Below are 22478 nucleotides of genomic sequence, written 5' to 3'. Positions count from 1 at the left end.
AGTCAAAATCGATCAGTAAAAAAGGGCCTATGCGAGGGCCGTTCGAGACATGGCGAAGAAAGCGACGGCAGCGAAATGGAAGCGGATAGCCAGCCTGTGCATTGCAGGCTGCGCGGCGTTCGTGTGCGCGGCTCTAGGGTGCGCCGCCTATGCGCAGGGCGAGGCGGCCCTTGCATCGCCGGCCGCGGCGGCTTCCCCGCTCGTCATGACCGCCGGCGAGCAGCGTCAGATCGGCGCTGGGCGAGCGCTGGTGCGCGTGGCGGTCGGCAATCCCGATGTCGCCGACGTCCTGGTGATTCGCGAGGGAGACGGGCGCGGCGGCGTGCTCGTCGTCGGCAAGTCGCCGGGGACGACGAGCCTCATGTTGTGGGAGCGAGGCCGCGCCGCGCCGCAAACGGTTGCGCTGACGGTCAAGCCCGCGGCTGCGGCCGCGCTGGCGGACGGCGCCGCGCCGCACGTCGACGCCTACGACGGCGACGTCGTCCTTTCCGGCCGCACGCCGACGCTCGAAGCGCATCAGCGCGGCGTCGATCTCGCGACGCTCGCCGCGAACGAGCACGCGCGCTCGAAGGCGTCACGCGGCGCCGAGCGCAGCGCTTTAGCCAGCAAACGAGAGGGGACGCGCGGGAGCGACGATGCGGGAACCATCGTCGACGAATCGACGGTCGCAACGCGCAGCGTGGTGCAAGTGGACGTGCGTGTAGTCGAATTCAGCCGTACGGTCCTGAAGGCGGCGGGCTTGAACTTGTTCAAGCAGAGCAATGGGTTTTCGTTCGGTTCGTTCGGCCCCTCGGGTCTGAACACCGTCACCGGAGGCGGCACGAGCGCCTTTCAGGCCGTGGGCAACGTGCCGATCGCTTCGGCGTTCAACCTGGTGCTCAATTCGGCAGGCCGAGGACTCTTTGCCGACCTCAGCTTGATGGAGAGCAACAACCTCGCTCGCGTGCTGGCGGAGCCTACGCTGGTTGCGCTGTCGGGTCAAAGCGCGAATTTCTTGGCGGGAGGAGAGATTCCGGTGCCCGTGCCCGAAGCGCTCGGCACCACGTCGATTCAATACAAGCCCTACGGCGTGGGCCTCACGCTGACGCCCACGGTGCTCAGCGCGCAGCGCATCGCATTGAAGATAGCGCCGGAAGCCAGCCAGCTCGATTTTCAGAACGCCGTCACGATCAACGGCGTATCGGTGCCGGCGATCACGACGCGCCGCGCCGATACGACGGTCGAGCTCGGCGACGGCGAGAGTTTCGTCATCGGCGGTCTCATCGATCGGCAAACGCTGTCGAACGTCAGCAAGGTGCCGCTGCTGGGCGACCTGCCGGTCATCGGCGCGTTTTTCAAGCAACTGAACTACCAGCAAAACGATAAGGAGCTCGTCATCATCGTCACGCCCCACCTCGTGTCGCCGCTCGCGAAAAACGCGCGGCTGCCCGCTACGCCCGGCGAGCAAGCGGAGCAGCGCGGCGGCCCGGTCTGGCGCTCGTACTTGGGCGGTGCGCTTTCGAGCGACGCCGGACCGGGATTCTCACGATGAACCCGGCACGGGGATGGCGGGCGCGTATCGCGCTGCAAGGGGACCAGTATGAATGCACGAGCGCAGTCGGTGATTGAGCGAGCGCGTGTGGCCGCGGATTGCTTCGTGTTCGCGTCGAGCGATGAGGCGCACGTGCGCTGGCTCAGCGAAGCGCTCGCGGCAATGGCCGTAGTGGAAGCGGCGTTGCCCGAGCCGGACGCGCTCGGTCAGCGCGTGATTGCGTTGCGGCCATCGCTGGTCTTCGTCGATTTCTGCGGCGGGCGTACCGACGCGGCGACGCGCGCCGTGCAAGCGGTGCGCACGCTGTCGCCCCAGGTGCCCGTGGTCGCCGTCGGCAAGCTCGCCGAGCCCGAAAGCGCGATAGCTGCTTTGCGTGCGGGCGTACGCGACTTCGTCGATCTAGCGGGCGCCGTGCAAGAGGCGGTTAGCGTCACCCGAGAGGTGCTCGAGAACGTCGCGCAGACGCCGGCGCGCCATGGCCGTCTCACCGTGCTGCTCGGCGCACGTGCCGGCGTGGGCGTATCGACGCTCGCGGCCCACCTGGGCGTGTCGTTGCAGCGCAGGGGCACGGCCGCGGGACGGCATGTGGCCTTGATCGACCTCGGCCTGCCCGCGGGCGACGGCATGCTCTATCTGGACACGCGCAGCGAGTTCGATTTCGTGGAGGCCGTGCGCAATCTCCGGCGCTTCGACGAAACGTTCGTCCATACGGCGCTGGCCCGCCATGCAAGCGGTCTTGCGCTGACGTCGCTTTCGCCCGATCTGTCCGCCTTGCGGACGGTGTCGTACGCTTCGGCGGTCGCGCTACTCACGCGGCTGCGCGCATTCTTCGACCAGCAGATCGTCGACCTCGGCGGTTTCTCGAATCACGATTTCGTCGCGCAGGTCGCACAGGCGGCCGACGAGGTCTGGCTCGTGTGCGAACCCGCGATCGCCTCGGTGGTGTCGGCCGTCGATTTGCTGCGCGAACTGGCCGCCGCTCAATTCGATACGGGGCGCATCGGCGTGGTCGTGACGCGATTCGACGCTCGGCTCGGATTGACGGCCGAGCAGATCGCGACGCGGCTCGGATTGCCGCTCGTCGCGACGTTGCCCTCGCGGCGCGTGCCGCTTACGCAGGCGGCCAATCAAGGCAAGCTGCTGCTCGATACGGCCGAGCGCGATCCTTACGTGCGTGCCGTCGAGGCCCTCGCCGATCGAATCGCGCCGCGGCATGACGCGCATGCGGCCGGGCTCGACCCTTCGGGCGGCGAGGCAGCGCTCATCTCGCGGATTGCGCGATTCATGCGATCCATTCACCTTCCACCGAAGCGGTCATAGACGATGGCAAACGAAATCGAATTTGCCGACGACGCCTCCTCGTTCGCGCATACGCAGCAGTTTCAGGACATCAAGAACGCCGCGCACGAGCATTTGCTCACGCGCATCGAAGAACTCGGCGCGGAGTTCGGCCGGTGGTCGCGCGCCGCGATCAATCAGTTCGTCGATCTGGAAATGGATAGCTTCGTGCGCTTGCGCCATATCCCGATCAACGAAAGCGAGGTGCGGCTCATTGCCGAAGCGCTGACGAAAGAGCTGGCCGGCTTCGGCCCGATCGAGGATTTGCTGGGCGATCCGTCCGTCGAAGACATTCTCGTGAACGGCTACCGGGATGTCTATGTCTCGCGCCACGGGATCTTGACGAAGATGCCCGTGCGCTTTGCGGACAACGCGCATTTGCTGCGCATCGTGCGGCGTATTCTCGCGCCGATCGGGCGCAGGCTCGACGAATCCAATCCCATGGTCGATGCGCGCTTGCCCGATGGCGGACGCGTCAACGTCGTCATCGAGCCGTTATCGATCGACGGCCCGGTCGTGTCGATCCGAAAGTTTCGCAAGGATCCGCTTCGGCCAGCCGATCTGCTGGCGAACGGCACCTACAACGCGGAAATCGGCGCGTTGCTCGAAGCCGCCGTGGCGGCGCGCTGCAATGTGCTCGTGTCGGGCGGCACGAGTTCGGGCAAGACGTCTTTGCTGAATGCGCTCGCCTTTCATATCCCCGAACCCGAACGCGTGGTGACGATCGAGGACACGGCCGAGTTGTCGCTGAATCACCCTCATGTGGTGCGGTTGGAGAGCCGGCCCGGCGGCTTCGACGGCTCGGGGCTCGTGACGATCCGCGATCTGCTGCGCAATACGCTGCGGATGCGGCCCGACCGGATCATCGTCGGCGAAGTGCGCGGCGGCGAAGTGTTGGAGATGCTGCAAGCCATGAATACCGGTCACGACGGCTCGATGGGCACCGTCCACGCGAGTTCGCCGCGCGAGTGCCTGTACCGGCTGGAAATGCTGGCGGGCTTCGCCGGCTTTCAAGGAACCGAGTCGAGCTTGAGGCGGCAGATCGCGAACGCGATCGACTTCATCGTGCAGATCGGCCGGCTCTCCAACGGGCGGCGTCGCATCTTGTCGATCACGGAAGTCACGGGCTTGTCGGACACGATCATTGCGACGCAAGAGCTTTATCGTTACGAACCGATTCTCGATGCCGGCGGCGAGGAAGTCGACAACTGGACCTCGCTCGGCATTCACCCGCATTCGCCGAAACTGGCTCGCTTCAAGAACATGTTGGGCTCGGGCTTCGACGATGGGTTCTCGCAAGGGGGCTTCCGTGTCTAGCGGCATCGCCGGTGTCGTGGGGTTCGCCTTGCTGTGCGCAGCATTGGCGCTGTTGCTTTGGCAGCGCGGTGCGCGGACCCAGCGCGACGTGAATGCGCAACGCTATCTCGACAGACGCGTCGTTGCAGCCGGCATGAGCGGCTCGCATCGCCCAGGCGGTCCACAGGCTACCATCGGAACAGTCGGCGCGGCAGGGCTGAACAGCGGGGGCGGCAGGGTCCTGGAGGGGCAGAGTGCGACGCCGGCCGCAAGTGCGCGTTCCGCGCCTGGATCGCTGGCCGCGGGGGCTGCGGGCGCGCAGCGTGCGAGCGGCGCGGGTGCGGGGCCTCGCGGCGCCGAGCGCGGTTCACCCGAACGGCGTCGCCGTCTGCCCTCCGCCATCGAGCATTTTCTCGTACGGGCGGGACTCTCGAGTGCGGGTGCGCCTGCAGCGATCGCGTGCGCCGCCGGGGCGCTCGGCATCGTCTGGATCGGCCTGCGTGCGGGCCCGACCGCGGCCGCCGCTGCCGCGATCGCATCGATTGCGGCGGTCGCGCTCGTGGTTACCGCGCGTGCACAGCGGCGCCGCTTGGCCATCGTCGTGCAATTGCCCACGTTCCTCGACGGCATCGTGCGCCTCGTGACGCTCGGCAATAGCGTGCCAGCCGCGTTTCAAGCGGCGTTGCAAACGACCGAAGCGCCGTTGCGCGAATGCCTCGATCACGTCTCGAGGATGATGCGCGCAGGCGTCGAAATCGATCGGGCGTTGGCTCACGTGGCCGCGGTGTATCGGACGCGGGAATTCGAATTCGTCGGCGCGGTGCTGCGGTTATCGGTCAAATACGGCGGCCGCGCGGACGTGATGCTCGAGCGGATGTCCGCCTTCATGCGCGATCTCGAGCAGGCCGAGCGCGAGCTCGCCGCGATGTCGGCCGAAACTCGACTTTCCGCTTGGGTGCTCGTTGCGTTGCCGCTCGCGATAGGGGGCTTTCTCGTCGCGACGAACCCCGAGTATTTCAGCGCGATGTGGGGTGATGTCGAGGGGCGTCGTCTCGTCTACGTCGCCTTCGCGCTGCAGGCGCTCGGCGGCTACGTGCTGTATCGAATGACGCGTTTGAGGACATGACGATGCAAAGCGATCGGCTCGTCGAACTGGCGCTCGCATTGGGCGCGCTGGGATGTTTGCTGCTGGCCTATGTCGAGCTCGCGCGCATGGCGGCGGCAAGACGCGGCGCGCGCACGCTTGCCAATGCGCTCGAGCGCCGCTCTGCCGCGGCGGCTGCCGCACCGGCGAGCGCTGGCGAGACGCGCGTGCAAACGCCGGGCGGTGCGTTGCCCGCGCCAGGGCAACGTCGTGCGCCGCCTGCCGCTTGGACCCCCGCCTCGGGTGCCCGGCCAACGACGCTTGCCGCACGCGCGGCGGTATGGCGAGCGCGCTTGGGGCATACGGGCGCGCGCTGGCTCGGCACGCCCCTCGGCAAGCACATCGTCGCCGGGGAAGACCGGCGGTTGATCGAGCAATGCGGGTTCGTCGACGCCGACGCGCGCGGCTTCTTTCTGCTGTCGCGGCTCGCTTGCGCACTCGCGATGCCCCCGCTCGCGAGCTGGTTGTGGAGCGCTTATGTCCCTGCCGGTTACCGCGTGGCTTTCGTGGTGGCAGGATTCGTCGCCGGCTTCATGCTGCCGAAGTTCGCGCTCGGGCGGCGCGCCGCGATGCGCCGCAGTGCGGTCGCCGATGAAATGCCTGTGCTCGTCGATCTGCTGCGCTTGTTGCAAGGTGTCGGCCTATCGCTCGATCAGAGCTTGCAAGTCATCGTCAACGATTTCCGATCGATGCTGCCCGTCCTGGGCGGGGAACTGGAGCACGCGCAGCGCCAGTTCGCGGCGGGACGCACGCGCGAGCAATCGCTGCAGCGTCTGGGCACGAGCTTCGACAATGAGGACTTGCGGGCGATCGTCAGATTGATGATTCAGGTCGATCGTCATGGCGGCGCGGTGCAAGAGCCGCTCAAGCAATTCGGCGATCGGCTGCGCGAGACGCGGCGGGCGCGTTTGCGGGAAAAGATAGGTCACCTAACGGTCAAGATGACGGGCGTCATGATCCTGACCTTGTTGCCTGCGCTGTTGATCGTCACCGCCGGCCCCGGCTTGCTCGCGATCGTGCGATCTCTGGCGACGGTTCATCGATGAGCGGCTACCGAAAGCGCTGCAATTGTGATGCTTGCCTATCGGATCATGAATGACCATTCGACGAAAGAGATTTCGATGAAGCAACTGTATTCGAGCGATAGTCCGTTTCGCATTCTGCTTGCCGTCGTGCTCGCGCTCGGCTGTGGCGCCTGCGCCTTCAAGGAATCGGGCTACGGCGTCGGCGCGCAAGCGGAGCGGGCCGCGGCGCAGGCGGCCGCCGCGGAGCAGCCCGTGCCCGATACGCCGGGGATGTATCTCGCGTTGATCGATCGCATGCAGCGGCAGGGGCTCTATTACGCCTCGCTGGCGCACATCGATGCCTACGAGAAAGAGTATGGCGCCACGCCGGAGTCGACCTTGCTGCGCGCCGATGCCCTACGCGAGACCGCGCAACCCGCCGCGAGCGCGACGGCGTACCGCGCGTTGCTCTCCACGCCGCTCGCGGCGCGGGGCTATCGCGGCCTTGGATTGCTCGCGGGAGCCGCGAGCGACTTCCACGAGGCGGCGCGTGAGTTGGCGCACGCCGCCGCGCTCGCGCCGACCGATGCCGCGACACTGTCCGATTTGGGCTATGCGCTGCTGCGCGAAGGCGACGTCGGCGACGCTCGCGTGCCGTTGATGCAGGCGGCGGAACTGGACTCGCACAGCGGGCGGATCAAATCGAACCTAGCCCTGTTGCTGCTTGCGCAGGGCCGTGCGAAAGAGGCGAGGGCCTGGATGGACGATCAACGATACTCGCAGGCGGTGCGCTCGGCGATTCACGAGGACGCATCGAAGGTGGCTGCTGCGGCGCGCAGCTATCGTGCCGGGAGTGCGCCGGCGCGCAATTGAATGATCAGGAATGCAAAGCGTTTGCCGATGAATTGAAGCGGTGCTGCGGGGCGGAGCGGTCTCGGCGGAGAAAAGCGATGAAGCAAAACTGGATGAAGAAACACGCTAGGCGCGCGGCGATGGCACTAGGGATGGGGCTGGCGGCAATGGGTTTGCTGGCCGTGGCATGCGGGGCGCGGGCGCAAGAGCGCCCCATCGCGGCGACGCGCGCGACTGCCGAAGCGGGGGCGATGCAACGAACCGGCGGGAGCGACGTGGGATCGGCCACGACGGCATGGCTCGACTTGCAGCGAACGAACGCCGCGGCGGCGCCTGCGTTGCCTACGCCCGGCGCGCAGGCGCGCTTGGCGTACGAGCGTTATATGAACTCGTTCCGTACCAAGATTCCAGCATCGTTCGGATCGACCCTCTCGGGCGTGGGCAGTGCCGGCCGGATCGACTACTCGAACGTGGGGAGCGCGCAACCCACGGACGCGGCGAACTGAGGCGTCGCCGATCGTGCCGTGTGTGGCGACATCGACAGCAAAACTGGACGAGCGCATGGCGCAGGCCGTGCGCGCGCGCTCGCCGCGCCGCCGTGCGCACTCGCATCGGTTGCGGCAGCGGGGCGCGATCGCGCCCATCGTCGCGCTGTTCATGACGATCGTCGTCGCCGCACTCGGGGCGCTCGACGTCGGCAATGTCTTTTTCGCACGCCGCTCGCTGCAGCGAACGGCCGATCTCGCCGCATTGGCGGCGGCGCAAACGATGGATGACGCCTGCGCGCAACCTTTGGCAACGGCGCGCGCGAATGCCTCAGCCAACGGGTTCGATCCCGACGCGGCGGGGCAGACGCTGGCCGTGGTGTGCGGACGCTGGGATACGAAGAACAACGCGGCGCCAAGTTACTTCGCCGCCGGCAACGCCGACGCGCCGCTGAATGCCGTCCATGTGACGGCGCAACGCAAGGTGCCCTATTTCTTCCTAGGACCCGCACGGCAGATGAGCGCCACCGCGACGGCCAAGGCCACGAACCTGGGTGCGTTTACCGTCGGCACGACCCTCGCACAGTTGCAGAACGGCCTCGTGAACTCGCTGCTGGACGCGCTCCTCGGGGCCAACCTGAGCCTATCGGTCGCATCGTACCAATCGCTGGCGAATGCACGCGTGCGGATGCGCGACGTGGTGGCGGCCGCGGGCGTCGGCTCGATCGATCAACTGTTGTCGATGCAGGTCGATGCCGCGCGACTGGCCGAGCTGATGCTAACGGCGCTTTCGTCCACATCGATCGCCGACGCCAACCTGCAAACCGACATCGCCACGCTGCAAGCGATCGTACAGGGCGGCATCTCCAATACGGTGCAGTTCGCGCTGGGCGACGGCGCAAGCGGACACGGCGTATTCGCGCTGGACTTGGCCGACCGGCAGAGCGCGCTCGATGCGACGGTGAGCCCGCTCGACGCGTTGCTCGTCGCGGCCGAAATCGCCAAGGCGGGACAGCCGCCGATTCAGCTCGCGGCGGGGCTCGCGATTGGTGGTCTCGGCACGACGTTGAAGGTGCAAATCATCGAGCCGCCCGTCCTGGCGATCGGCGAGGCGGGCATCGACCCGGCCACGCAGCAGTGGCGCACGCAAGCGCGCACGGCCCAGGTTCGCTTGTACTTGAACGTGGCGCTTGCCACGCCGACGCTGCCCGTGATCGGCAGCATCGGCATGAACCTGCCGGTTTCGCTCGAAGCCGCGCCTGGCGCGGCATGGCTGCAAGCTACGCATTGCGCTCCGACGAAGGCGGCGAGCACTTCGACGATCGGCGTGCAGCCCGGGCTCGCGAATGTGTGTCTGGGCGATGCGCCGACCAATCTGTCGGCGTCGCAGCCGTTCAGTTGCGCGACGCCTGCGACGCTGATCAACGTACCCAACATGGTGAGGGTGACGGCGAGCGTTTCGTTGCCCGCGGTCGTGCCGCAATCGTCGGCGGCGACATTGACTTTCGACGGCGCCACGCCGAGCGACGCCTATAAAAGCGCGAACGCCAACGCGGTCGGCAGCGTGCTAGCCAACGCACTTTCCGGCGCGGCCGCCTCGTTAGCGCAGCCGGGCGGGCTCGCGGTGACGTTGTTCGGCGGACTCTCGCTGCCGCTCGATTTACTCGACAGCGCACTGCTGGCTGCTTTGTTGCCCGCGCTGGACGTGCTGCTCTCCGGGATCGACCTGGCCATCGATCCTCTATTGCAGTTGCTCGGCGTGCAACTCGGCGTTGCGACGATCCACGATCTATCGCTGACATGCGGAGCCGCGCAGCTCGTTTATTGACGTATCGCCGTACCGTTGCTTAGGACACCTAATAACGATGAGAACTGCCCATACGATCGAGGAACTGGACATTTATGTCTGGGAGGGCAAGGCCGACATCGTCGAGCGCGTCGTGCGCTGCATGTCGAGCTTCGACGTCGACGTGATCCGCGCCGATGACATGACGAACGCGCCCGAGCGCAACGCTGCGCGCGCATCGCTGGCCGTGATCAGCGTGAGCGTCATCGATAGCAGCGGGGGCGGCGGCCGATTGCGCGATTGGCAGGCGCATACGGGCATGCCCGTCATCTGGGTCGGCGCGTTGCCGCGCGAACGCGATCCGGCCACCTATCCGCCCGAATATTCGCACGTGCTGCCGCTCGATTTCACCTGCGCGGAGCTACGCGGCATGGTGACCAAGCTGTTGACGCAGTTGCGCGCCCATACGGCCCAGACGCTCGAGCCGACGGCGCTCGTGGCGCATTCGGATTGCATGCAAGCGTTGCTGCATGAGGTCGATACGTTCGCCGATTGCGATACGAGCGTCCTGATCCGCGGCGAGACCGGCGTGGGCAAAGAGCGCATTGCGCAACTGTTGCACGAAAAGCACCGCCGCTACCGCAGCGGGCCGTTCGTACCCGTCAATTGCGGCGCGATACCCGACGGCCTGTTCGAGTCGCTTTTCTTCGGTCATGCCAAGGGCGCATTCACGGGCGCCGTGGGCGCTCACAAGGGCTACTTCGAGCAAGCCGACGGCGGCACGTTGTTTCTGGACGAGATCGGCGACTTGCCGCTCTATCAACAAGTGAAACTGCTGCGGGTGCTCGAGGACGGCGCCGTCACGCGCGTGGGTTCGGCCACGCCGGTCAAAGTCGACTTTCGCCTGGTAGCCGCCACCAATAAAGACTTGCCGCAACTCGTCAAGGACGGGACGTTTCGCGCCGACCTTTATTACCGGCTGGCGGTGATCGAACTGCGCATTCCGTCGCTCGAAGAACGCGGCGCCGCCGACAAGATCGCGATCTTCAAGGCGTTCATCGCGTCGGTGGTGGGCGGCGAACGGCTTGCGAGCTTGCCCGAGATCCCGTACTGGCTGGCCGACGCCGTTGCCGACACTTATTTCCCCGGCAATGTGCGCGAGCTGCGCAATTTGGCGGAGCGCATCGGGGTGACGGTGCGGCAGATCGGCGCGTGGGATGCGCCGCGGTTGCGCCGGCTCATCGCGCATGCGCGCAATGCGCAACCCGCACCGGCCGACAGCGCAAACGAGGCTGTCGTCGACCGCAGCAAGTGGGACATGGCCGAACGCACGCGGGTGCTCGCGGCGCTTGCCGCGAATGCGTGGCGGCGGCAGGACACGGCTCAATACCTCGGGATCAGCCGCAAGGTTCTTTGGGAAAAAATGCGCAAGTACCAGATCTTCGATGAGGAGCCCGAAACGCGAGAAAGTGAGGGATAATGGCGCGCTTGAGTGAAAGCTGTCTCAAAAAGTAGAACTATTCGCGCAGGAAACCACACATGAGCCACTATTCGTGTTTACGGGGGACGGCGCTTGCCGCGCTGATCGCAATCGGGGGAATGGGGATAAATGGTTGTGCCACGGCGCAGTCCAGCACGGACGGCGCCGCAAACGTTGCACTGCCCGCTGGCGGTGCGCCTACGCCGGTCTTGGCCGCTTCGTCTGCGGCATCGACGCAGATGTCCTCGCCCATGATGTCGGCAGACCAACCGGCATCGGCGACCCCCGCCGACGAGACGGGCGATAGCCAAGGAAATGTTGCGGAATTACAACGGCTGACGCACGGCACCGAGCTTTCCGAGCTGCGCACGGCCTACAACGGCACGTACGGCGCGAGCCTGCTTCTGTATGGGAAGGAGATGACGTACTACGTCGCTCTGTTCCAGCAGAAAAATTTCTGGCGGGTGATCAAGACGACGAACGCGGATTACGCCGAGGCCGTCTACGCCGACTTCACGCGCCGCAGCGCGCAGCTTGCCGACGTCGAAATCAAACGCACGAAGCTCGCGGCACAAAAAGCGTACACCGAAGCGCAGATTGCGGCGGCGCAAGCGCGCGCCGGTCGCTTGCAGGCCGATCTCGATGTTGCGCACAAGCAGCAGGAATTGGCCGCGAGCCGCCAGAAGCAGGCGCGCGAAGAAGCGGCCTCGTTGCAGACGCAAAAACTGGCGGCTCAAGAGCAACTGAACGCGGTGCAGCAACAGATTCACACGCTGCAGCGTGAGACCAATCAGGGCTTGCCGCACACGCATTCGTCGCGTCATCGCAAGCATTGACGGCGCCATGCCCGGGGCATCGCAAGATGCCTCGAGCTGCGTGCGTCGAGCCGCCTGGAGCCCGGCTAGCCGGTCGCGCCACGGCGCTTGCCGCTATCTGCGCCGCCGTTCGCCAAGCGCGCTGATATCCGCATCGGCTTGACGCTGCATTTGCGCGAGCACCTGCTCGACGATTCGTTTTGCGCTCGCCAGATGCGCAACCGTCAGCGCCCGCGCGCCGCGCGCGTCGTGCAGGCGGCATGCTTTCAAGATAGCCGCGTGCTCATGCTGAAACGCGGCCGTATCGGCGAGCAGCGTGCTCTGCAATCGCTCGTAGCGCTCGACCTGCCCGCGCAAGTCGCGGATCGCCTTCAACTGCCGCGCGTTGCCGCACGGCGCATACAGCAGCTCGTGAAATTCGCGATTCAGCTCGCCTTGCTTGTCCGCCGTCGGCGCTTTGCCCAATAGCCGATGCACGAGTTCGGCGCGCGCCAGCGTCTCCTCGGTCATGCGCTTGACGGCGCGAAAGATCGCATCGCCTTCCAGCAATGTGCGTAGCCCGTAGATCTCATCGACGTCGCTAGGGGTCAATGCGCGCACGATGGCACCGCGATTCGGGAAAATTTCTACGAGCCCCTCGGCTTCCAGCTTCTGCAGCGCTTCGCGCAGCGGAATGCGGCTGACCGCGAAACGATCGGCCAACTCGCGCTCGACTAGCCGCGTGCCGTCGCTCAATTGACCCATTGCTATCGACGTGCGCAGCGATGCCGCGATCGTGTCGGCGGTGGAGTCGATCTTGTTTTGCATATTCATTCCCGCAATGTTTGGCATAATGGTATACCAAACTACCAACGGCCAGGAGGCTCGAATGTCGTTCGCGAAAACAGGTGCAACGCCGTATTACGCCGTGATTTTTACGTCGATTCGCACGCAGGTCGACGAGGGCTACGCGGAAACGGATCGGATTTTATGTGAGGCGGCCGAAAAACAACCGGGTTACCTCGGGGCCGAGTCGGCGCGCGACGGAATCGGCATAACCGTTTCCTATTGGCGCGATCTCGAATCGATTGCCGCTTGGAAGGCCGACGCGACGCATCTCGTCGCACAAAAGCGGGGTCGCGAAAACTGGTATGAAGAATATGTCACGCGCATCTGCAAGGTCGAACGCGATTATTCGTTCAAGAAGGCGTGAGCCGAACGCGCATGGCGGGGGGCAGCGACTGCGGGTGGCTCGCTGCCCGCACCCGACTATTCGTCTTGACTGCCCGAATCGCCGCCGCCGGTGCTGGTGCCGTTGTTGTCATTGCCGGCGCTACCGGGGCTGCCCGGCAGCGTGCTGAACGGGCGGCGCCGGCGCGTGACGACCACCGGCGCATCCGACGAACGATTATCCGGGCCCGCAGGAGCGCCGTAATGCTCGCGGGGTTCGCGCGGTTCACGGTGTTCGCGTGGTTCCCGCCCCTCGCGGCCTTCGCGGGGCCCTGAGCCCTCGCGTGAACCATGGCGGTCGCCGTAGCCGCCCGTGCGCGGCCCGCGCGGGCCGGGGCGGGTGCCGGTATCGAGTTGAATGGTCGAGATGGCGCGTTTGTAAATGCCTTGCAGGCCGACGGGGGTGCGCAGCATGACGAGGTATTGGTCGAACGACTCGATGCACCCCGTCAGGCGAATGCCGTTGACGAGATAGATCTCGACGCGCTTGCGCTCCTTGCGCGCGGCGTTCATGAAGTCGTTCTGCGGATGCGATTCGGAAGGGTTCGGCATTGCTAGGACTGCAGCGGGGGCTGCTCCAGGGTTGGTTGGCGGCTGCGCGACGATACACGCACGATTGGCGGGGATTTTACCCCGTGTGCGCAACGCGTGTGTCGATTTGGCGAAGATCGCGCGGTCGCGATGGCCCCCCAAGGGATTCCGGTCGGTGCTTTGCACGACGTTGGCGCGCCGCTCGACCGCCTAGCGCCGCGTTGGCGCGTGTGCAGCCCAAACCGGGGCGCAAATTGGTAACGTTTTCTTACGACTTTGCGACCCATGCGCCGCACGAGCAAATTGCGGAAAATTCTCGGGCGGGGCGGGGCGCGGCTGCGTTCCTTAGGCTAATCGAGGTCGGCAGTCGCGCCATGGTCGTCGTTGCGATCGTCACGACGATCGCGGCGTGCGGGAGCCATCGCGCAATTTTTCCAGCTTGGCGAGTTCTTCGTCCCGCAACGCGCGGCGCATAATCTTGCCGACGTTGGTCTGCGGCAGCTCGTCGCGAAACTCGATCAACCTCGGTACCTTGTAGCCCGTGAGATTCTTGCGGCAGTGCTCGAGGATTTCTTCGCGGGTGAGCCCGGGCGTGCGCGCAACGATGAATACCTTGGTGCGCTCGCCTTGCACCTCGTCGGGAATGCCGATGGCCGCAACCTCCTTGACGCCCGGGTGCATTGCGATCACGTCCTCGATTTCGCTCGGATAGACGTTGAAACCGGATACGAGGATCATGTCCTTCTTGCGATCGATGAGCTTGATGAAGCCTGCGCGATCCATGAGGCCGACATCGCCCGTGGCAAGCCAGCCTTCGTCGTCGAGTACCTTCGCCGTCTCGTCCGGCCGCATCCAGTATCCCTTCATGACTTGCGGGCCTTTGACGCATAGTTCGCCGGCTTCCCCGACGTTGGCCCACGTGCCGTCGTCTTTTCGGAACCGCACGAGCGTCGAAGGGGCGGGCAAGCCGACCGATCCGTCGAACTCGCGTAGATGTTCAAGCTCCACGGGATTGAGTGCGACGATGGGCGAGCATTCCGTGAGTCCGTAGCCTTCGACGATCGGTTTGCCCGTGACCGCTTTGAAGCGTTCGGCGACGGCGCGTTGCGTGGCCATGCCGCCAGCCATCGCGAGCTTCAGGTTCGAGAAGTCGCGGTTGCAGAATGCTTCGTTGTCGAGGAACGCCTTGTAAAGTGTGTTGATTGCGAGAATGCCCGTGAACGTCTGTTTGCGCAAAATCCGCATGACGCGGTTCGTGTCGCGCGGATTGGCGATCAAGATGTTGCGCCCGCCCAGGCCGAGGAAGATGAGCGCGCTCACCGTGAGCGAGAGGATGTGATAGAGCGGCAACGGTGTCAGTATCGTCTCGATCTCGCTCGTCAATTGGCGCTCGGCCCACGCCTTCGCTTGAAGCAGATTGGCGACGATGTTCCGGTGCGTGAGCATCGCGCCCTTCGCGACGCCGGTCGTGCCGCCCGTGTATTGCAGGAACGCCAGTTCGTCGTGCGAGACGATCGTCGGTGAGAACGGCGATTTCGCGCCGAGTGCGAGTGCGCGGCGCATGCGCACGGCACTGGGCAAGCGGTAGGCCGGCACCATCTTTTGCACGTGCTTGATCGCGAAGTTCAGCAAGCGCCCCTTCAGATTGAGCCCATCTCCGAGCAGATCGCCGAGCGCAGTCACGACGATGTGCTCCACGGCCGTCCCCGGCAGAGCCTCTTGAAGCGTTTTCGCGAAGTTCTCGAAAACGACGATCGCCTTGGCGCCGCTGTCTTTCAATTGGTGCGCCAGTTCCCGGGGCGTGTAGAGCGGATTGACGTTGACGACGACGGCACCGGCCTTGAGCACGCCGAACAGTGTCACGGGGTATTGGAACGTGTTGGGAAGCATGATCGCGACGCGATCGCCGCGGCGGATGCCCACGCGTTGCAAATATGCGGCGAATGCCTTCGCTTTGCGGGCCAGCGTGTCGTATGTCATGGCGGAGCCGACGCTGACGTAGGCCGTTCGACCGCGGAACTGCCCGGTGCATTCGTCGAAGAAGTGCGCGACCGATTGGTATTGCGTCACGTCGATCTCATGCGGTACGCCGGGCGGGTAGGAGGCGTACCAGATACCGTCGGTGTCCGGCGGATCGGCCGCGCTTTGCGGCGATGCGCTAGCGGTGTCGGCGCCGGGGCCGGCTCTGGTGGTATCGGGGGTAGCTTGCTGCGCGAAAGGCTGATTCATGTCGTCGTCTCCCTGTTGTCGTCATCTTGGCGGACGCTGCGGCGATCGATCGGCGCGGCCGGCGTTCGCCGCCGCATCGAGTTCGAGCGAATCGGTCAATGCCCGTCCACATCGACCGATAGGTCGGCCGGCTTATCCGGTCGCATCGGCGTCGATGTTTTGGGTTCGGGCGCAGGCGCGGACTGGTCGGCGCCGTCGGGCTGGGCTTCGGTCCGGTCCAGATCGGCCGGGAAGTCGTCCACGCGGATCAACGCGGCGCCGTCGTGGGCATAGCGGATCAACGCCTCGCGCTCGCCTGCTTCGATCATCCCGCTTGCTTCGAGCGCACGCGCCCAGCCGGGCACATCGGCCAAGTTCTGCGGCATAGGCTTTACGCGGCCCTCACGAACCGCGTCGTGCAGCTTCGCGTCGATTTCCGCGACTTCCTGGCCGAGCGCGAGCAATCGCTCACCGCACGCAATCGGATCACGCGGATCCGGCTCGCTCGGCACGTGCGAGCCGGCCAACAAGCGCTCGCGTGCATCGCACGGTGTTTGAAGCAGCAGCGCGATGGTGCTGGTCAGTCCATCGGAAGGAGGGCGTTGCCGCAAGCCGTAGGGAAATGCGAGCGTGCGCATGATTGCGGCGGCGAAGCGATTGGGGAAGTTCGCGAAGAGGCCCTCGAGCGCTTGATCGGCCGCCAGTAGCCCGTCTTTGAGTCCCCAGCGCACGAACGGCAAATCTTCCGCGTGCGCCCCCTCGTCTTCGAAGCGCTTTAGCGTGGCCGACATCAGCACGAGCGCCGAGAGCACATCGCCAAGACGTGCCGACAATCGCTCCCGCCGCTTCAGTTTGCCGCCGAGCACGAGCATCGACATATCGGCGACGAATGCGAAGGCAATGCAAAGCCGCGTGACCGCGCGGTAGTACTTGGCCAGCGTTGCCGTCGCGCCGCGCGGCGCCTTCAAGAACACGCCGCATGTCAAACCATGCACGAGACTGCGCAACGCATTCGATGCGAGAAAAGCCGCGTGACGGAAGAACGCATTGTCGAAGGCGATCAACGCGCGCTGCGCATCGTCGTCGCGCGCAGCCGTCATTTCCTTGAGCAGGTACGGATGGCAGCGAATCGAGCCCTGGCCGAAGATGATGAGCGAGCGTGTGAGGATATTGGCGCCTTCGACGGTGATCGAGATCGGCATCTGCTGATAGGCGCGTGCGAGAAAGTTGGAGGGCCCGAGACAAATGCCCTTGCCGCCGGCGATGTCCATCGCATCGTTCACGATCTTGCGGGTGCGCTCGGTCACGTGATATTTGGCGATGGCGGAAAGCACCGCGGGCCTTTCTCCCAGGTCGACCGCTTGCGCGCAAAAGCGCCGCATCGCGTCGATGACGTAGAGATTGCCGCCCATGCGGCCGAGCGCTTCATGAATGCCTTCGAACTTGCCTATCGGCGTTCTGAACTGCCGGCGTAGCGCCGCATAAGCGCTCGTGCCGCGCACGGCGAGCTTGGCCGTGCCAACGCCCCCGGAAGGCAATGAAATCGCGCGGCCGGCCGCGAGGCATTCCATCAACATGCGCCAGCCGTTGCCCACTTGTGCGGGGCCGCCGATGACCCAATCGATGGGAATGAAGACGTCCTTGCCCGAGTTCGGCCCGTTTTGAAAGACCGCATTGAGCGGCCAATGACGCCGGCCGATCGATACGCCGGGGTGCGACGTAGGAATCAGTGCGCAGGTGATTCCCGGTTCGTCGTCGGAGCCGAGCAGATGCTCGGGATCTCGGACGCGAAACGCGAGGCCGAGCACCGTGGCGATCGGGCCGAGCGTGATGTAGCGCTTATCCCAGGTCACGCGAAAGCCCAGCGTTTCGCGGCCTCGATGCGTTCCTTTGCAGACGATCCCGAGATCCGGAATGGCCGCGGCGTCGGATCCTGCATAGGGATTCGTGAGGGCGAAGCACGGAATTTCTTCCCCACGAGCGAGGCGGGGCAGGTAATAGGCCTTTTGCTCCTCGGTGCCGTAATGCGACAGCAACTCGGCCGGCCCCAGCGAGTTGGGCACCATGACCGAGACGGTTGCCGCCGAACAGCGAGAAGCGAGCTTCATGATCACCTGCGAATGGGCATAGGCGCTGAAGCCCTTGCCGCCGTGGCGCTTGTCGATGATCAAGCCGAGGAAGCCATGCTGCTTGATGTACGCCCAGGATTGCGGCGAGAGGTCTTGCCAGCGCGCGGTGGTTTCCCAATCGTTCGCGCTATCGGCCAGGGCCGAGCACTCCTTGTCGACGAACGCGTGCTCCTCGTCGGTCAGCACGGGCGGGCCGTGCGCAAGCAGCGCGTCCCAGTCGGGACGGCCCGTGAATAGCTCGGCGTCCCACCAGACGGTGCCTGCTTCGATCGCATCGCGTTCGGTAGCCGACATCTCCGGCAGCGCGCGGCGAAACATCGACAGCACGCGCGTGCTGACGAGCGCGCGCCGCAGCGGCTTGAGCGTAATGATCAAGGCGGGCAGCACGAGCACGATGGCAAGCGCGATGCAAGCGGCGGGGCCGGCCGCTTTCATCGCAACCACGATCGCGAGCCATGCGCCAAGCGTGACCAGCCACCATAGTGCGGCCGCTTCGTTGAAGACCAAGATTGCACCCGCGACGACGAGCGCCACGACGAGCGATGCCATGAGCGTTTCTCCGTGCGGCGCGCATGCGCGCCGTGCGCAATTAGAGGGGAGCGCCCCAACTCGTGGGACGCACGCCTTCTTGCTTCTGTCCCGCGTGTGCGCCGGCCGCTTGCCGGGCGTGAGCGCCTGCAGCCGATGACGCGGCGTGCTCCGCGGCCTGCTCCTCGCCATGCGCCTCGGCGTGCGGCGCAGGCGCATCGAGCGGGCCCGATTCGCCGATCGCGGCGGCCGCATCGCCACTGTCGCTCGCATCGCCAAGCACGGCGGCGAATGCAGCAAGCTGAGTGCCATCGGGCAACGGCGCTTTGAGCGCGGCGACCATCAGCGATGCGAGCCGCGCGATCAGATGCAAATCGCTGATCGCTTGCCCTTTGGAGAATTCGGCGATCAGGTTGTCGGTATCGGCGCCGGCCAAAACGCCCGATAGCGCGCCGATCGCGAAATGCAATCGCCACCCGAGTTCCTCGCGCGGCAGATGCGGCAATGCGCGCTGAAACGCATCGAAGAAGCGCTCGGCGACATCGGCGTAATGGCCGTTCAGGAAATCGTGAATGAAGGCGGAAGGGTCGGTATAGGCGCGACCGAGCAAACGCAGAAAGGCCGGGCCGCCGGCGCGCGGATCGCGCGAGAGGCGCAATGCGGGAATGAACATTGCGCCGAGCACATGCTCGCATGTCAGGCGATCGGCGAGCCGAGCCTCGAAACGATCGAGCAGTTTCAATCGCTCGACGTTGAGCGTGTCGAGGCGGCGCGCGAGCATTGCATGAATGAGCGCTTCCTTACTGCCGAAGTGATAGTTGACCGCGGCGAGGTTCACGTCGGCGCGCGACGTGATTTGCCGCAGCGACATGGCTTCATAGCCGCATTCGATGAAGATGTCTTCGGCGGCGTCGAGAATGCGCGCTTTGGTATCGCCGGTGCTCCGGCTCGGTGTTCGAACTGCCATGTATGCCTCCCTGTCGATCAGGGCAAACGCTTTGGCGCTCGACCCTGCTCCCCATGCATAGCCATGCCGGTGACCGGCCGCGAACGAGCGATTCAAGTCTCCGATTGAATCTTGTTATTTTTAGCACGATAAAAACGCTGTGAAATCGCGGCAAGCGTTCTTTGTGGGGGGAGTCCTCTAGTGGACGGGGGAATCCAACTTGTGTTGCGGTGCAGCAGTGCGTGGGGGAGACCAGGCGCAAGCAAAGCGGGAAGGCGCGTTTAGCGCTTTCCCGCATGCTGAAACCCGTGATGTCAGACGGTGGGAGACGCTGCGACTTCCTGCGCCGACCGCGTCATATCGATACCTCGTTTTTCGGGGCCGAACAGGATGAATATGGCGATGACGACGGAGGCGATACCGGCCACGACGGCGAGCGCGAATGCATAATTATTGCCGTTGCTCACGGCCACCGACGCTTGCATGGTGGCGTTGACCGACGCGATCAGGTTGCCGAGTTGATAGACCAAGCCGGGGAATGTGGCGCGCACCTCATCAGGCGAAATCTCGTTCAGGTAGACGGGGATGACGCCCCATGCGCCTTGCACCGAAATCTGCATCAGGAACGCTCCGACCGCGAGCATGACGGCACCGCTCGAGAAGGCCCACAAGGGCAGCACAGGCAGAGCGATCAAAGCAGCGATGCAGATCGCGCGGCGACGGCCGATTTTTTCGGAGAGCGTACCGAAGAACAGGCCGCCGCAGATCGCGCCGATGTTCAGGACGATGGCGATGATCGAAACGGTATGCGGATCGAAATGATGCTGCTCGCGCAGGAAGGTGGGATAGAGATCCTGGGTGCCGTGCGAGAAGAAGTTGAACGCCGTCATGAGAATGATCGAATACAGCGCGAGCGTCCAATTCTTTTTGAATGTGGCGAGCATGCCCGGGCGAACGCGTTTCGTGTCGAGCGCTTTCCATGCCGGCGATTCTTGCACGTTGCCGCGGATGTAGAGCACGAGCAGCGCCGGCACCACGCCAACGAAGAACATGCCGCGCCAGCCCACGTATTGATAGAGCACGCCGAACACGATCGAAGCGATCAGATAGCCGCTCGGGTAGCCGGCTTGCAAGAGGCCGGAGACGACGCCGCGCGAGCGGGGCGGGATGGTTTCCATCGTCAAGGCCGAGCCGACGCCCCATTCGCCGCCCATGGCGATGCCGAACAGTGCGCGCAGGACGAGCAGCGTGGCCAGGTTGGGCGAGAAGCCGGAGACCAGTTCGAGCAGGGAGTAGCAGGCGACGTTGACCATCAGCGTGGGACGGCGGCCGAACTTATCGGCGAGACGACCGAATATCAGGGCGCCGATGGGGCGCATGGCGAGCGTCAACGTGATCGCGAAAGCGACTTCGGGGATTTTCGTATGGAATTCGGCTGCGATGTCTTTGAGCACGAACACCATGAGAAAGAAGTCGAATGCGTCTAGCGTCCAGCCTAGATAAGCGGCGATCGTTACGTTGCGCTGTTCCTTGGTCCATGTCATTTGTTGGTTCTCCTTTGGGCTCCAGATTTTGCGTACTGGTTGATTCCATTCGGATGCTCGGTGTTTTGTCCTTCTTTCTCGTGTGTTGGGTAGCGGCAAGCATCGACCCTGGCTGAGTGAAGTGTACGCGCTCTTTAAGCGGACGCAGGGTTGCGAATGGGGGGATGAGGGGTAATACCTAGGGAGGGACGGGCCCGAGCGGACAACTCGTATCGATTGTCGGTTAATTGAAAGCTATGAGCATATGCCGTTCCGGCCGCATTGTCCTGGCAACCGACCAAACACGAATAGCAGGTTGCATGGCGGGACTAGCAAAGCGTTCCTTCATTTCAGAGCAGACCACATGCCGTCGCGCGATCTACCGCTTGATGGCGACTGCTAACGCCGAGCTTCCACAGCAACTTGCGCACATAGTAGATCACGCCGTGCTCGGTCATGCCGAAGATCATCGCTATCTCCCAGTTGGATTTACCGATGGCGATCCAGCGCAGGCATTCGAGTTCACGGTGTGTGAGAGGCGCCTGCAAGACGTTGCGTTGCTTATCGACAATCCGTCTCGTCGAGTCATGAACGAATGTTGCGATGAGGCTACCCTCGGCAAGCATTCGGAGGATGGTCCCGTCGGTATCCGGCCTATCAACACTATTAGCGAAGCTGAGGATGGCGTTATCGCCGTTCTTGGTTTGAATCGGAAAACTGACGCCGTTTCCTATATTGTGGTCGCGGGCGTCGCACAAATACTGGCGTTGTTCTGCCGGAGTGTCTCGGGTGCAGAGGTTCGACCAAATGACTGGTGTGACATGCGTGTGTGCATGGCGGAAAGCTGGGTCGACCTTTTCATATTCGCGGGCGGTATATCGTTCGATCCAATTGACTGGGAAATTGGAAAACGTTTTGCGGATACATTTGTGTCTGTCGACCAGAAAATCGCCCACATATTGAAAATAATCGACACCTAATGACCGGGCGGCGACTTCGATCGCGCACATTAGCTCTTCCTCGCTTCTGCAATCGCTTATTTTCAATATCCACTCGGTAGGTAAGCTGGCAGACGTCGAGTGCGCATGCACTATGTTCATGGTCACGATGGCCCTCTGATCTATCTAGCTAGTTATCGTTTTAAATTCCCGAGATTGATGAGGAAATTTGATAATTGATGACGTTTGTGTATTCATTCGCGGCGAGCACGATCATTTGCTGGGCAGAGTCGAGCGCTGTCTGACGATGTTGATCATTGCGGTAATGAAAAATTCAACCGGATTGTTGCGTGACTGGATCAATGCTCGCATTTGTTCGTTCGAGAGATCCGATAAATACAGCTCGCTAAGCGATGGATCAACCAATCGAGTGTTGTTCATGTGCAATTCCATCGCGAAAGACAGAAATGTCATGTGGCCTCCTAGCGGGAATGATGCGCTCTCTACGCCACGTGTAACGATCATCCGCCTCGCTTGTCGTTCGATGCGGTGATATGCCACAGCATACTCACTATCGAGTCAGGGCAGCGTGGTCGCAAACGGGTCGTTTCTCGATTTGAACAGTTCTACCCAGATATTGGAGAGTCAGGGATTGCTGACGCTTTCGTCTTTACGGGTCCCTGAAGGGCGGTCCACGCGTCATCGTGAGCACCTGGTTGCGAGCCGAGGTCGAAA

Annotated in this window: 18 protein-coding genes and 1 pseudogene; 11 read left to right on the top strand and 8 right to left on the bottom strand. The window is 64.0% G+C overall.

Features of this window, described 5'->3' with window-relative positions; all coding sequences use genetic code 11:
• Positions 1-49 precede the first annotated feature (49 nt).
• From QQS38_RS19450 to QQS38_RS19405, 10 genes and pseudogenes are all read left to right on the top strand, one after another.
• Positions 50-1531: a type II and III secretion system protein family protein gene (locus QQS38_RS19450; RefSeq protein WP_479646988.1), complete on the top strand. Its 1482-nt coding sequence runs from the start codon at positions 50-52 to the stop codon at positions 1529-1531.
• A gap of 48 nt (positions 1532-1579) precedes the next feature.
• Complete coding sequence (locus QQS38_RS19445; protein ID WP_479646987.1) at positions 1580-2851, top strand: P-loop NTPase family protein; 1272 nt, start codon at positions 1580-1582, stop codon at positions 2849-2851.
• 3 nt (positions 2852-2854) lie between these two features.
• Positions 2855-4186, top strand: coding sequence for a CpaF family protein (locus QQS38_RS19440; protein WP_479646986.1), 1332 nt, complete (start codon positions 2855-2857; stop codon positions 4184-4186).
• Positions 4179-5291 carry a type II secretion system F family protein gene (locus QQS38_RS19435; RefSeq protein WP_479646985.1) on the top strand — a complete coding sequence of 371 codons (1113 nt, stop codon included), beginning with the start codon at positions 4179-4181 and terminating at the stop codon, positions 5289-5291. The genes QQS38_RS19440 and QQS38_RS19435 overlap by 8 nt, the downstream gene beginning before the upstream one ends.
• A 2-nt stretch (positions 5292-5293) precedes the next feature.
• Positions 5294-6355, top strand: a complete 1062-nt coding sequence (locus QQS38_RS19430; protein ID WP_479647070.1) for a type II secretion system F family protein — start codon at positions 5294-5296, stop codon at positions 6353-6355.
• A 75-nt stretch (positions 6356-6430) separates the two neighbouring features.
• Positions 6431-7153: pseudogene (locus QQS38_RS19425) on the top strand (tetratricopeptide repeat protein); the annotation flags it as partial.
• A 110-nt stretch (positions 7154-7263) separates the two neighbouring features.
• Entirely contained in the window at positions 7264-7671 is a 408-nt protein-coding gene (locus tag QQS38_RS19420; protein WP_479646984.1) for a DUF3613 domain-containing protein, read from the top strand.
• Positions 7672-7726: 55 nt separating this feature from the next.
• Positions 7727-9478 carry a TadG family pilus assembly protein gene (locus QQS38_RS19415; protein ID WP_479647069.1) on the top strand — a complete coding sequence of 584 codons (1752 nt, stop codon included), beginning with the start codon at positions 7727-7729 and terminating at the stop codon, positions 9476-9478.
• A gap of 37 nt (positions 9479-9515) precedes the next feature.
• Positions 9516-10916 (top strand): sigma 54-interacting transcriptional regulator, encoded by a 1401-nt coding sequence (locus tag QQS38_RS19410; protein WP_479646983.1) that lies wholly within the window; start codon positions 9516-9518, stop codon positions 10914-10916.
• Positions 10917-10975: 59 nt separating this feature from the next.
• Positions 10976-11752 (top strand): DUF2968 domain-containing protein, encoded by a 777-nt coding sequence (locus QQS38_RS19405; RefSeq protein WP_479646982.1) that lies wholly within the window; start codon positions 10976-10978, stop codon positions 11750-11752.
• Between the two features lie 93 nt (positions 11753-11845).
• Here the strand turns inward: QQS38_RS19405 and QQS38_RS19400 are convergent, their stop codons facing one another.
• Positions 11846-12538, bottom strand: coding sequence for a GntR family transcriptional regulator (locus QQS38_RS19400; RefSeq protein WP_479646981.1), 693 nt, complete (start codon positions 12536-12538; stop codon positions 11846-11848).
• On the opposite strand from QQS38_RS19400, the gene QQS38_RS19395 reads away from it, so the two are divergent.
• On the top strand, positions 12516-12923 hold the full coding sequence (locus tag QQS38_RS19395; protein ID WP_479646980.1) for an antibiotic biosynthesis monooxygenase family protein: 408 nt from the start codon (positions 12516-12518) through the stop codon (positions 12921-12923). The genes QQS38_RS19400 and QQS38_RS19395 overlap by 23 nt on opposite strands.
• 56 nt (positions 12924-12979) lie before the next feature.
• Here the strand turns inward: QQS38_RS19395 and hfq are convergent, their stop codons facing one another.
• From hfq to QQS38_RS19360, 7 genes are all read right to left on the bottom strand, one after another.
• Positions 12980-13492, bottom strand: coding sequence for an RNA chaperone Hfq (hfq, locus tag QQS38_RS19390; protein WP_479646979.1), 513 nt, complete (start codon positions 13490-13492; stop codon positions 12980-12982).
• Positions 13493-13864: 372 nt separating this feature from the next.
• On the bottom strand, positions 13865-15700 hold the full coding sequence (locus QQS38_RS19385; protein WP_479646978.1) for an AMP-binding protein: 1836 nt from the start codon (positions 15698-15700) through the stop codon (positions 13865-13867).
• A gap of 95 nt (positions 15701-15795) precedes the next feature.
• Positions 15796-18357 carry an acyl-CoA dehydrogenase gene (locus tag QQS38_RS19380; protein WP_479646977.1) on the bottom strand — a complete coding sequence of 854 codons (2562 nt, stop codon included), beginning with the start codon at positions 18355-18357 and terminating at the stop codon, positions 15796-15798.
• A gap of 40 nt (positions 18358-18397) precedes the next feature.
• A complete protein-coding gene (locus QQS38_RS19375; RefSeq protein ID WP_479646976.1) occupies positions 18398-19303 on the bottom strand; it encodes a TetR/AcrR family transcriptional regulator in 906 nt (301 codons plus the stop codon).
• 293 nt (positions 19304-19596) lie between these two features.
• A complete protein-coding gene (locus QQS38_RS19370) occupies positions 19597-20826 on the bottom strand; it encodes an MFS transporter (protein ID WP_479646975.1) in 1230 nt (409 codons plus the stop codon).
• Positions 20827-21155: 329 nt separating this feature from the next.
• Complete coding sequence (locus QQS38_RS19365; RefSeq protein ID WP_479647068.1) at positions 21156-21905, bottom strand: LuxR family transcriptional regulator; 750 nt, start codon at positions 21903-21905, stop codon at positions 21156-21158.
• A gap of 111 nt (positions 21906-22016) precedes the next feature.
• Positions 22017-22184: a hypothetical protein gene (locus QQS38_RS19360; protein WP_479646974.1), complete on the bottom strand. Its 168-nt coding sequence runs from the start codon at positions 22182-22184 to the stop codon at positions 22017-22019.
• Positions 22185-22478 lie beyond the last annotated feature (294 nt).

Source organism: Trinickia sp. Z7 (assembly GCF_056498045.1).
This window is presented reverse-complemented; position numbering and strand designations above follow the sequence as displayed.

Bases quoted from the DNA above. Each gene is read 5' to 3' on its own strand.
- QQS38_RS19450 (WP_479646988.1), top strand. From the start codon at position 50: ATGGCGAAGAAAGCGACGGCAGCGAAATGGAAGCGGATAGCCAGCCTG.
- QQS38_RS19445 (WP_479646987.1), top strand. From the start codon at position 1,580: ATGAATGCACGAGCGCAGTCGGTGATTGAGCGAGCGCGTGTGGCCGCG.
- QQS38_RS19440 (WP_479646986.1), top strand. From the start codon at position 2,855: ATGGCAAACGAAATCGAATTTGCCGACGACGCCTCCTCGTTCGCGCAT.
- QQS38_RS19430 (WP_479647070.1), top strand. From the start codon at position 5,294: ATGCAAAGCGATCGGCTCGTCGAACTGGCGCTCGCATTGGGCGCGCTG.
- QQS38_RS19420 (WP_479646984.1), top strand. From the start codon at position 7,264: ATGAAGCAAAACTGGATGAAGAAACACGCTAGGCGCGCGGCGATGGCA.
- QQS38_RS19415 (WP_479647069.1), top strand. From the start codon at position 7,727: ATGGCGCAGGCCGTGCGCGCGCGCTCGCCGCGCCGCCGTGCGCACTCG.
- QQS38_RS19410 (WP_479646983.1), top strand. From the start codon at position 9,516: ATGAGAACTGCCCATACGATCGAGGAACTGGACATTTATGTCTGGGAG.
- QQS38_RS19405 (WP_479646982.1), top strand. From the start codon at position 10,976: ATGAGCCACTATTCGTGTTTACGGGGGACGGCGCTTGCCGCGCTGATC.
- QQS38_RS19400 (WP_479646981.1), bottom strand. From the start codon at position 12,538: ATGCAAAACAAGATCGACTCCACCGCCGACACGATCGCGGCATCGCTG.
- hfq (WP_479646979.1), bottom strand. From the start codon at position 13,492: ATGCCGAACCCTTCCGAATCGCATCCGCAGAACGACTTCATGAACGCC.
- QQS38_RS19385 (WP_479646978.1), bottom strand. From the start codon at position 15,700: ATGAATCAGCCTTTCGCGCAGCAAGCTACCCCCGATACCACCAGAGCC.
- QQS38_RS19380 (WP_479646977.1), bottom strand. From the start codon at position 18,357: ATGGCATCGCTCGTCGTGGCGCTCGTCGTCGCGGGTGCAATCTTGGTC.
- QQS38_RS19375 (WP_479646976.1), bottom strand. From the start codon at position 19,303: ATGGCAGTTCGAACACCGAGCCGGAGCACCGGCGATACCAAAGCGCGC.
- QQS38_RS19370 (WP_479646975.1), bottom strand. From the start codon at position 20,826: ATGACATGGACCAAGGAACAGCGCAACGTAACGATCGCCGCTTATCTA.
- QQS38_RS19365 (WP_479647068.1), bottom strand. From the start codon at position 21,905: ATGAACATAGTGCATGCGCACTCGACGTCTGCCAGCTTACCTACCGAG.
- QQS38_RS19360 (WP_479646974.1), bottom strand. From the start codon at position 22,184: ATGAACAACACTCGATTGGTTGATCCATCGCTTAGCGAGCTGTATTTA.